The sequence below is a fragment of the Psittacicella hinzii genome, from assembly GCF_003585885.1.
Taxonomy (GTDB): Bacteria; Pseudomonadota; Gammaproteobacteria; order Enterobacterales; family Psittacicellaceae; genus Psittacicella.
Window position 1 is genome coordinate 1 of sequence record NZ_NRHC01000117.1, and the last position, 12,397, is coordinate 12,397.

The window sequence follows — 12,397 nt, forward strand, 5'->3', positions numbered from 1 at the left end:
TATTAGAACACCTATATTAGTACACCTATATTAGTACACCTATATTAGTACACCTATATTAGTACACCTATATTAGTACATCTAATTAGATCCCAATAGGAGTTAAGCTACAAATTATTTTATTTCGTTCTTCCATTCTATGTAGTAAAACTAAGATTCTCCGTTCATATTAATTACAATTCCCCTACAGCAAACGCCTCCCCTTTACTGGTAAACAAAAATTGCAATTTTTGCATTCAAAAATGACCACTTACTCTGCCTTATAATAAGCTAATAACCCCCAAAACTCTCCTACTTTTATTAAAATTCCAATCAACCTTTCCATCGTAAAATTTAAACTAAAACATCTAACTAATCCACATAACCTTATGAACTATAAGGATTATCTCGCATGATAAAAAAGAAGATGGAAACCTCAGATAAAATCGCAGTAAAACTGCTATAAACTTTTACATAAAAAATTTATTAATTTCTTATCACAAATCAATTATTTTTTGATAATCTATATATAGGATTTTCCTAATAATAATTTTTTATTATTGCTAACCAATAAATTTGAAATTTTATTTTGCTAAGTATTACCTCTTATGACCGAGAGTTTTACTTCCGTAAGGCAAAATAAAATTACAGATGTTAATACTTTGATTTTTTAGAAAAAAGTAAAAATTATTGCTTTTTCTTAAAAACAAAATAATCGCCTGTTACTCTAATTCACTTTATCATTTTTATCTTAAGACCTAGTATGCCTAACTCTCTAATCTTATCTAAAGAAATCTTCATAACTAGAGCTGGAGGTTCCCCTGTAGCTCTAATCAAAACCTACGACTACCTTTGTCGTAATCCTCATCTCACACCCAAACAAGCTGTACGTGCTTTAAGGATCTATCGTCGTCTCTCTAATCCTAAAGAGTTTTATCGTATTTTAGCTTGTTTACTTACTTATTCTCCATTAAACCTTATAAAAGAACTTTTCTACTGCAACGGAAATCTATCTAAGTTGCAACCTGCAGACTATCCACAGAGTAGTAATCAAGAAAGACTAATCTTTTCTCAAAGAGTTCTTGCGCAAAACCCAGATTACTTTATTCCTCACCGCCCGTTTTACTTTAAGTATTTAAGAGGTGAAGAGTTTAGCGATGCACAACTAAAAAATAGAAACAGTATGATGAAGATTAGCAATCTTCATCTTGCGCGTGCCTTTTTAGATATCCAGTTAAACTTTGCTAACCCTTATTTAAAGTTAGCGATCTTTTGTGATGACGGTTTAACGCAAATGTGCTTTCAGGATCTTGCGGATGAAGAGCCTTACCTAGAGGCAATTAGGAAAGCAGAATCTGAAATGGATCATTCTTCTTACCACTCTAATGAAAGCCTAGAGAATGAACCACTTAAGAATGAAAGCTTTGATAATGCCCCACTTAAAAATGAAAGCTTTGAGAATAAAAACGTTTTCTTTAACAAAAGGATTGTTACTGAGGAAGGACAAGTAGAGATACAAGAAGAGGGAGAAGAAAAGGTACAAGAACAACTAAATGCACAACTAAGCTGTGTACAAAGTTCAGAATGTAATTCAGAATATGATGCTGAATATACACCTATATATGATTCTAAGTATAGTTCAGAAAACTTTTCTGAACTGAACTCTGAACTAAATTCAGCACAGACTTCTGAACAGGTAAATGAAACCGCAAGACTTTCTCTTATAGTTAAACAAGCTGCAGGAAATCTTCTTTCATTTGTTGAAGATCTGAACAGAGAGATAGAGAAAGTCTACTTTAGATCTCCTTATAGTGCCTCTGCATATGGGGAGAACAGATTAAGAATTTTAGAATACCAAGTACGTGAATACTTAAGTAATAAACTAAATAAAAAAGAACAGTTTAATCTCATCAATAAGATTTTACAGTGCTTAAATCCTGAAGAGCAAAATTTAAAAGAAATCACGGATCTCTTCCAAATATCTTCACGTACCTTTTATAACTGGAGCAAGTTTGGAGTTCCAACTTATAAAGAGACTGAAAAAATTCTCATTTTAAAAAGCTGTATCCTTGAGCTTTACCAAGAAAATCCTAAATATGGTTCACGTAAAGCAACTGAAGCTTTAAATAAGCTACTTAAAGAACGTAACTATCCTTGGTCAGTTTCTCGTCCAACTTATTTAAAGCTCAAAAAGGATTTAGAGAGTGAGAATGCTCTTATCAACCCTGAAGAGAAAAATAATAAGAAAAGTAAAAAAGCTTCTGCATCTAGAGGGTGAGGATAAAAGCAATCTTACAATTGACCTAAAGACTTAGAGACCTAGAGACTTCGTGGCCAGCGACGTACTCTAGTGATCAGAGACCTAACCTTGAATAGTGACCCCAATCTTGAAAAATAATCTCTGTCATGAGTTATGTAACCACAGTCATGTATAGAAATCATTTCTCTTAAGAGATTAAGCCTTTATCTCTGCACAGTTAAAAACTTTAACACTCTAAAGAGCAGTGAGATTTACCATCTCTACAGAGTAGAGAGAGTTACCACTCTATTGGAGTAGTTATAGATAACATGATCTTCAACTCTATGTAACCATTAATTTAACCTCTATATTGACAAGAGTTTAAACATCTATATATAACTAGATTAAAAGAATAGCTATCTATTTACAAAGTTTAGCTTGGTAGAAGTAAGCATTCTTTCCCTGTCATTAAAGCTAAGCAAATTAGCTTTGAGACATCACCAGACCTTACAAAAAGAGCTTTTGTGAGCTTGAGCAGTTTTACCCTACTTTCTTTAATTTTGAGTTAAAGAATGCTAGTTACTAAGAATAAAATAGCAACTTGCTAGATGAAAAATTTGCTTCTTATTTAAGCTAGCAAATTAATTCAAAACAAAGCTTTGCATGCTAATGTTCTTAAAGGGTAAAATTTTGCTCTGAACCACAAAAAAATTGCGGGATTATGGGATAAATATAAACTCTTGCTTACAGCTAAAAAGAAAGAAATTTTTCCTTGTTGTAAAAATTACACCGGTATAATCTAGAGATTTTTTACCGTCTAATGTTCTTTTTACACACATCACTTTAGACGACTAAATCTAAAGCTTTGACTATGTAAAATTTTTATACAATTAGTATAGGATTTTTGAAAAAATATTGTATAATGATTTTATAATTTAATATAGACTTTATTGTTAAAGCAGTTTTACTAGGGATAGTGAACTGCTTTAATTTTTATCTAAGATTTATAACAATCTATATGGATAAACTCTAAGCAAAGATAAGCCTTCTAAGCCATTTAAAGCATTTAGCTAGATAAGCTAGACTAGATAAACTAGCTAAGTTCGATAAGCTAGGTAAGTGCTGACCAACACTGCCTACTAAATTACAAACAAGATAAACAAAAGACGGATAATCTGAATAAAGGTGGATAGATAAAGGTAAACTAGCCTCCTAAGTTAGCTTAAGTTAACTTAGGTTAGCTTAAGCTCTTTTAACCTTTGGGGGGGTAACCTCAAGGGTATTGCTTATTCATCTCTACTTATTGAAGTTTATTCCTCACTGCTCTTTGAAACTACTCTTACTTGCACGCCAATTTTTTCTAATCTCTTAGAAGCTAAGGCAACCAGATCTATTTCTTTTCCCTTAAATAAAGAGTTATCCTTATTTAACTCAATCCCACAGAACTTTCTTTTCTCCAGCGCTGCCGCCACTAAAAAGCTCCCACTACCAAAAGTGTTATCTAAGATTAAATCATCTTCATTTGAATAGGTTCTAATTAAATATCTCCCTAGCTCTACTGGCTTTTGCGTAGGGTGTACAACTTCTCCTTCACTTTCTGCGGTTTTAAAATAGATAACGTCTGTTGGGTATCTTTGCCCTTCACTTTTTACCTCATGAGGTTTAAAGTCTCCATAGCTACCAGTCAACTGATCTTTTCTTACGCCTTTATTGTAAGGCTTGCCTTGGGTCATCTGCGGATGGTAAGTTGGTTGTTTTTTATAGAAGACACATATGTCTTCATGCTTTCTTAAAGGTTGCTTCTTAGCATTTAAGAAATTAGTTGGTTTTGATTTCTCCCAAACGATTTTGTATTTAAAATACTTTTCATTTGAAAGGATTAACTTGGCAGTAAAAATTCCTTGAGAAGTTAAGACGATCGCACCGTTAGGTTTAACTATACGATCATACTCTTGCCATAACAGTTCTAAGTCAATTAAGCTATCCCACTTATTTTGAGTGGTGCCATAAGGTAAATCACATAACACCATATCCACAGAGTTGTCAGGAAATAGCTTCATAATTTCTAGACAATCTCCCGCAAATAAACAATTATGCATCTCTTCTAACAATAATTTGCTCTTCATATATTGCCTTACAGGTTTGTTTAACCTATTCTAAAAATGATTTGAACAACAATAGTACGATTCTAAATGATGGAATATTAACAACTTTATTTAAGTTATTCGACTATTGGAGCTCCATCTTACCATCCTTATTTGGCAACACTCTAACTATTTATTATTGCTATAATAACTTTATAAAAAAGACTGCCATACCATTAAAAATCAATAATTTAAACTTAAACTTTGAGGTGTAGTATGACTTCCGAAACTAAATTAGATTTAGCTTCACAATCTAATTTAATTGAAACTAAACAAGAGTGCTTAAAAGAGCACTTACATATGATGCAAGAAATGCAAGAAGATATCCCTTTTCCTAACAATCCTTCTGGAAAATACAAAGTAATTGATTTGTTTGCAGGTATTGGTGGTATTCGTCTAGGCTTTGCTCAAACTCAAGAAGTTAACTTTGTTTTTAGTAGTGAAATAGACAAGTTTGCGGCTAAAACCTACCAAGCAAATTTTGGTGATACTCCTCATGGAGATATAACGCAAATTCCGGAACTAGATGTACCTGACCATGACATTCTGATTGGTGGTTTTCCTTGTCAAGCATTTAGTCAAGCTGGGAAAAAGTTAGGCTTTGAAGATACAAGGGGAACTTTATTCTTTGATATAGCTAGAATCATAAAGGCAAAGCGACCTAAAGCTTTTCTTTTAGAAAATGTAAAGAACCTCAAGTCACATGATAAGGGGAAGACCTTTGCCGTTATTATGGAAACTTTAAATGATTTAGGTTACGCTGTAAGTAGTACTATTCTAAGAGCAAGAGATTTTGGAGTGCCACAAAATAGAGAACGTATCTACATTGTTGGTTTTGATAAAGAGCAAATTTCTAACTATGCTGACTTTCAATTTCCTCAAGCTACCAATACTCCAACTAAAGTAGGTGATATCCTAGAAAACAACGTTTCCGATAAGTACACCATCTCAGATAAACTATGGGAAGGTCATCAACGTCGTAAATTGGAACACAAAGAAAAAGGCAATGGCTTTGGCTATTCACTCTTTACCCCTGATAGCGCTTACACTAATACCATCTCTGCTAGATACTATAAAGATGGTAGTGAAATTCTCATTGCCCAACAAGGTAAGAACCCACGTAAACTAACTCCACGTGAAGCAGCTCGCTTACAAGGTTTCCCTGATAATTTTATTATTCCAGTTAGTGATACTCAAAGTTATAAGCAATTTGGTAACTCTGTTTCTGTTCCTGTAATAAAGGCATTAGCTGACTGTATCTTAAAAGTTTTAAATCAAACATCATCAAAGTAACCAAAATAACTTAGATCCCAACAAAAACTTTTGTTGGGAGTTTTTTTTTGCCCAAATGATTATTAAGCAGTTAAGGTTAGGTTAGGTTAGGTTAGGTTAGGTTAGGTTAGGTTAGGTTAGGTTAGGTTACACCTTATAAATACCATAGTACTTTGATAGCACCTCCCCTAATGTAAGCATCCCACCTCCCTCTTATACACAATGCTTGTTGTAATTAGGATATACAGTACTTGCAATTAGCCAGCTAAAACTTGATCCTTAAAACTAAAATTTAAGACGACAAAGGATCATAAAGTAACCTCATCTAACGATCATTAAGTAGTCTTATTAGATGCAAAAAGAAAGAATGAACTCTTTACATTTAACAAATCTTAACATTTATAAACTACATTTAACGCAAAATTACCTCTTTTGGCTCTCCAATTTTAAGCTCAAAAAGCTCTTTTACCCCTTCGGCAAGCTTTTGTTTTTACTTTCTTAGAACACCAAAATGACAAATTTAATGCTTCTCAAGCTTCTTTTTAATCCTTTCAAAGACTAATTTTAATGCCTCTAAAAATAAAATTAAATACAAAAAATTAATTTTAATAAATTAAAAATAATCCCTTAAAAATAGCTTTTTGTTTGCAACTTTTGCAAAAAATAGAAATTTTTTACTATCCCTTAAGAGGGCTTTTAACTAAAGTTATTCGTTATGGTAAAAATAAAGAAAAACCGAAATAATAAATTACAAATTTTTATTTAAAATATTAATAACTAAAGTTATTTATTATTTGTAATTTATTTTTTAGTAAACAATCAGTAAACCCTTATTTCCAAACATGACGATAAACTCACTTACTTCCTTAAACTATAAAATAAATTACAAATTATTAAAATTAGCTAGATAAATCAATATTCTAAGATAGAATTTAATAGCTAAAAATCATTTTGCAAAATAATGCTTAACAAAAAATATAATTACAAAAATAAAATTTAACTTAATGATTTATCTAATCTTTTACTTTTATAACAGGGGTAAGTTTTAAACAAACTTAAAATAAATAATTAAATTACAAATTTAAGGATTGGTTATAAATTTCAATACTTTATAACAATAAATACTTCTACATTTTTAACTAATTTAAAAATTAGCATTTGACAAAAAGTTAACAAAAATAATTGCATTCTTGTTCAAAAAATTCAGGGGTTAAAAATTAGACCGCAAAAAATACTATTTTTGCTATCAAAAGCAAGCAAGTAAAAACTAAAATACTAACAAATGTCAGTGTAATTAAAAAAGTTTAAAAAATTTTTTAGTCATTTTAGCTCTCAATTTGGTCCTTTTTCGCTGCAATTTTTCCATTTTTAAACATCCTAAGTAGTTAAAAAATTCAAAAAGTGAGTTACAAAATCGCAAACTCGCGTTCTGTTTTATATTTACAAGTCTTTAACTAAAGTATTGATTTATAAAATCATTCTTTTGATATTTTTGTGAAAAATTTTAGAGGTTTTGCAAAATAAAGCATTTTTTATTATTTATGTATTTTTACCTTTACTATTACTAAATTTATATAAAAAAATTGTTTGGCAATTAAAACTCAGATGTTGCAAAATATTAGGGTAAGTTCAAAATTAAAAATTGAACAAATTAAACAATCGAAAAATTAAATTCATGTGAAATGTTTTCAGAGTACCTTTGTTAGAGGTATTTATACTCACACCTACAAAAGCTAACGCCTCTCTTATACTCACTCAACCATGAGGCGTGAAAAAATGAGAAAGAATAAAAGATATTCAAATTTTTAACAGGCTTCAAAAAATTTAACATTACAAACTTTACTTTTATCTTTGCTGTGCATATTTGTGTGCATACAGTTAGGGTAAGAAGTAAATTGTCATGTCTAAATGGAGTCTGCTAGTTTTACTAAGTTTTCTCAGGTAGTAGATAAGCTAGGATCCAAAGTTAAAAAGTTTTACTCTTTAACATAGCAGGCTTACCTGCATTGGTATCCTATCGAAGAAAACAAAAGCAACAATCCAAACTCACTAGTTGGTCAAACTGATCGTCTGTACTATTAGAATAGTTAACTTAGGTAACACTTAAATATACTTAGTTACCAAGTAAAGTTAAGCTAACTTAAAACTGTTTAGGCTGTCATTGCTTAAAGTTAACTAACTTTCTAGTTTTTAAAGTTCAAACTTAAATTTTTTAAATTTTTTCAAGTTTGAACTTAATTGACCTTTTTTAAAAAGTTGTTTGCTTTAGTTTACTGCTTATTAAAGTAGAGAAAATACTGGTAAACCCTAAATTTATCTCAATGCTAAGTAGAAAGCATCTTTTACGTAAACCATGACCTAGACCTTAGACCAAAAGGTTTACAGGTTTACTTAAAAAGCTTATGAAATAAGAAACAGAATACACATGAAGAAGTTGATTGTTAGGCAAGCAACTTCTTCTTTTTTGTCTGTGGATTTTCTGTTGAGCTTTAGATTCTAAGCATTAGTTAATCTAGAAAAAGCTAGATAAATCTAATTCTAGAGAACTCAAGTTAAAGCTCCATAAGTTTTTTAAGCACATGGGATTAAAGTAATTGGCAGTTCGCAATTAATTACTAAATGTAAATTGAAATAGAAATAAAAAGCGACAAAGTTAATTCTTTGTCGGGCATTATTGCGAACATTTTGTTGGGATAGTACTTAGTCGTATCGAAGTTTTGCCGCAAGCGAAACTGGAATTTAGGTGTTACTTGGTTAGCAACCTAACTAGGCATAATTACCCTAGTAATAAAGTAACAAAACGCGTGAGTTATAGCTGGGTTATTTTTAAAGTAACTAAGAGCAATGACGGATTTATTTTTTCTCACGCTTTTGCTTGTTGTTTTCAGTGAGGAAACAATAAAAGAATAGTTCAAACTTGCAAAGTTTAAAAAGTTTACTCTCTACTCCAGTAAGCTTTTGCGCTACCTTAGCAAGTAAGAACTATTAAGTGATGAATAGAAAAAGTTGGAATGCAGGCGCTTAACGCTCTAGTTGGCTACTTGTTTGAATTTACCAAGTAGTACCATTAAAACCTAGGTAATGTTGAGACCAACAAGCTAATAGGCAAAGAGATTTAGAATAGCTAGATATTCTCAAGATAGAGGATAACTTAGTTTAATCTTGATCACTGTACTACTTTGCTATTAGTGGTTATGGAGCTAGTCTGTGGTGTTCTCCAACTAAAATAGTGACATAAACAAACAGCTGATCCCTGTGTTGTTTTGTGTCTGAAACTTTAGGTTTATAAATCACCATATTGACCTTAGATTTAGGCTGGAATGCCTAAATGGGTAGGACTTGAAAGTAAAACAAAATAAAGTAAAACAAAATAAAGCAAAACAAAATAAAACAAAACTTTTGTTTTACTAAACTCAAGGGGAAAATTAACAAGGCAGAGTTAAAGCTGTTTAAGGTAAATGCCCTTAAACAGTAAACAAGTAAGCTTAGCAATAAGAAGCTTTGGTTTGTTATTTAGCTTTACTTGCCAAAATGGCAAGTAGAAGCAATAACAAGTACCAAAGTTACAATTAATTACTTTGAACTTATACTTTAATTTTGCTTTCTTATTGTGTAAGTAAGCTTGTGTTTAACAATAAATTGTTATTTTCTCAGGATAAAGATTTAAGCTTAAACTTAAGTATAAACATAAGCTTAAACTGCTTACCAAGGTGCGGTAGTTATGCGAGTTACGACCGACTACTCGTAAAGCTTGATAACCTTTACGGAAAAACTTAAATAATATGGTCTCTCACTAATCTCTTTTGTTAACTGTTTGTTAACCTTGTGAATTGTCATCACAAGGACTACAAGTAACTAAATTTGTTAAAGCTTTACCTTTTAAACAGGATAAGGTTAATAGAGCTAGGAATATGCCCAAGGGGAGCAAACTGCTTTGATATTGCCAATATTTATCAGGTTTAACTGTGTATTGTAGAGACGTAAAGGAGTTTACTAGCCAACTAGGTTCTCTTTACCCTAGCGCTAGGTAACAAGGTATATGACTAGAGATAGCTATACCGCTAAACTCTTGGATTTTTTAGTGAAAGTAAGCAAAAAGATTATTGATGACGGTAAGCTTTTTATAAACAGAGCAAAGTAGTTGTTACTTAAAGCTGTTGCTACTTAAAGCAGTTATAAGTAGTTATAACTTCAACTTGCAACTTGCAACTTGCAACTTGCAAATTACCACAACTACATGCCTAACTAAAGATTCATTTCATCACGCTGATCTTAAAGTAGTAAGATGATTAAGAAGAAAAGATAAAGGATAAAAATTTTCTTTTTAACTTAAGTTTTTTACTTAAGCCTTAACTTAAGTCAGCATCATTCCTGATAAATATTTCTAAACTCATAACAGCAAAAAGAGCAAACTGGTTAAAAATTACTTAAGCTTGTCCTTACTTGTTGTTCCTTATCATCCACTCTTTTATCTTAGCAAAGCTTAGATGAGTACAACTTTGACGTAATCATATCTACGGTAAAGAACTGGCTTACCTGAGGTTATAAAAATACTTAGAACTCTTAGATTTCTGGATATTTTCCAGAGAACTGATTTATGCAGTGCGCTAACTGTGCTAAATGAGTTAGCCAATTGAGCTTGTGCTAAATGTGGCAACAGTGCCAATTTATTTAGCAACTAAGTTGTTTAACTTCTAACTAAGTAACAGTAAGTTCTTTCTTACAAGAGCTTATGTTGGTAAGTTTGCTACGCATAAAGCATGAATTCCATTTTTTATTGTTTTCTCCTATGTCAGGACATAGGAAAACAGACTAAATTAATAATTTAGCTCAAGGGGCTCTACTCCTCTAAACCAAGGAAGTAGCTAATTGGCGAGTTTACTTAAGTAACTTATTTATTTTGATAGGTAGGTAAGTTAGGCGGGTAAAAGAACAAAGATTAGTCAATTTTTTGGTGAGTTAAAAGGATAGGTTAATTTAGTTTGATGAGATTGCTGAAGCAATCTTCAGGTTTCAGGTTATTAACGTAATTTACGTTATCTCTGTTAATAACACGAACATAAAAAAGTTAACTAACTTTTATTTGAATATCGCCTCGGCACTCTAGAGAAAAGAACCTTTACCCTAGAGAATAACTAAAGTAGGTTATACCACCATATAACCCAGAAAAAGTTTTGCCACCAGAGTAACTATCCCAAGTAAATATGTTTTTTCTTTTACGACTACTTTGAGCAATTTGTTAGCAAAGCTACACGTGAACAAGTATTTATTTTTTCTATCAAAGGTGAACCAATATTATTTTGTGTAGTATTTGCCTAGTAAATTGTAAAAGTAAGAGTAGATGTTGTAAGTCTGTAAAGGTCTAAGCTGGTTACTAGCTTAGGGGAATTACCTTTACTCAACTTCTGCTTTGCTCCAGATGTTTATCTCAAGGTCTTGAGACGAGATACCATAAGATTCTCTTGTTGGTTGTCTTTATGCTCTATGACAGAGATTTTCAGGTGATGTAGACAAATTTGTTTACCTAGACAAGAACCAACTAAGGTCTAGGTTGACCTCTGCTTATTGCTCCCTTAATGGAGTTACGGAGTAAGGATAAAGATGTACTTTACTTGTCCTTTTGTATTTATGTATTTAGGTGTATTTAAAAGCATTTGAATGTACTTAAGTTCCCCTCTAGTCTAGTTTAGACTAATGTGGATTGTAATAAATCCAATTGATAACATTCCACTAAATTCTCTTGTGATTAGGTAAATCTTGGCAAAAGTCAAGATATAGCTCTGTTTAAGTGCGCATTTAACTTAAAGAGAGGCTAAGCGTAGCTTAGTTTTGGTTGTGACCTAACAAAAGCAAAGCTTTAGTTAGGGAAAACTAAGTTATAAGCGAGAAATTTAGAACCTAGAAACTACTCAAGTCTATTTATAGTTATCTAGCTGATATCTAATGAGATATTTATCTAGCTACCTAGTTACCTAGCTACATAGCCATTTCGATATTTTCTTAGTAGTAAACTTGAGTAATTTTTAACAGCAGTAAAGCATTGAAAAGTATCCTTGAAGAGCTTTAAAGAGCTTTAAAAAGCTTTAAAACGCATTAAAAGACGCGTCAAAAGTCATTAATACTGCTTTTCCCAATGCCCAAAGTTAAAAACTTAGGCGATCTTACCATGGGTCATTACCCTCATAAGCTCTCCTAAGCTGAAGCCGTAAAACGTAACAATAATTTGAATTTTGAAAGGTCCAAGTAGGTTAACTCGCTACATTTGTCCATGGTCTCAAGTTATATCCCGAAAGGTGTCGTTTTCTCGGAATTTAAAAAGTTAGTTTGAAGCCAATAAGAACTAATGAGTCCAAATTCTCTTCAGGTTTCTAGTCTGCAATTAGTCTTACCATGTGGTGCAAAGGCATATATCCCTTTGAGGTAGTGTAGCTTTGCAAACTTGTTAAATCTCTTACTCTTAGTATTAAACAAGTCTTCTCTTTATATATTTATTCTTATCTGCTTAAAAAAGCCTTTTAAATGCTTTTTCTAAGCTTAAATAAAGCTAGCTATAGCTTTTTACATATTCAGCTTAAACATCGTTTAAAAGTAAATTTAAGCATGCTTAAGTTAATGCTTTAAACAACTTTTAAACTTATTAAACAAAACCATTTTTAAACTTCTGCTTATGTATGTTTGTTAGCTTACTAGTTAAGCTAGAGAAGATTAAGAGCATGAGCATACAAATGTATGCAAGCGTTTTAAAACGTCTGCAAACACATGT

Annotated in this window: 3 protein-coding genes; 2 read left to right on the top strand and 1 reads right to left on the bottom strand. The window is 31.6% G+C overall.

The genetic code is table 11. The features are described from left to right. The first annotated feature begins 742 nt into the window (after positions 1-742). Positions 743-2,257, top strand: coding sequence for a hypothetical protein (locus CKF54_RS07300; RefSeq protein ID WP_119525697.1), 1,515 nt, complete (start codon positions 743-745; stop codon positions 2,255-2,257). Between the two features lie 1,271 nt (positions 2,258-3,528). Here the strand turns inward: CKF54_RS07300 and CKF54_RS07305 are convergent. Further along, entirely contained in the window at positions 3,529-4,278 is a 750-nt protein-coding gene (locus CKF54_RS07305) for a DNA-methyltransferase (RefSeq protein WP_222987576.1), read from the bottom strand. Between the two features lie 300 nt (positions 4,279-4,578). Here CKF54_RS07305 and CKF54_RS07310 point away from each other — a divergent pair, with 300 nt between their 5' ends. Further along, the gene (locus CKF54_RS07310) at positions 4,579-5,655 is read left to right on the top strand and encodes a DNA cytosine methyltransferase (RefSeq protein ID WP_119525699.1); all 1,077 of its coding nucleotides are present in this window, start codon (positions 4,579-4,581) and stop codon (positions 5,653-5,655) included. The last annotated feature ends 6,742 nt before the right edge of the window (positions 5,656-12,397 follow it).

Bases quoted from the DNA above. Each gene is read 5' to 3' on its own strand.
- CKF54_RS07300 (WP_119525697.1), top strand. From the start codon at position 743: ATGCCTAACTCTCTAATCTTATCTAAAGAAATCTTCATAACTAGAGCT.
- CKF54_RS07310 (WP_119525699.1), top strand. From the start codon at position 4,579: ATGACTTCCGAAACTAAATTAGATTTAGCTTCACAATCTAATTTAATT.
- CKF54_RS07305 (WP_222987576.1), bottom strand. From the start codon at position 4,278: ATGAAGCTATTTCCTGACAACTCTGTGGATATGGTGTTATGTGATTTA.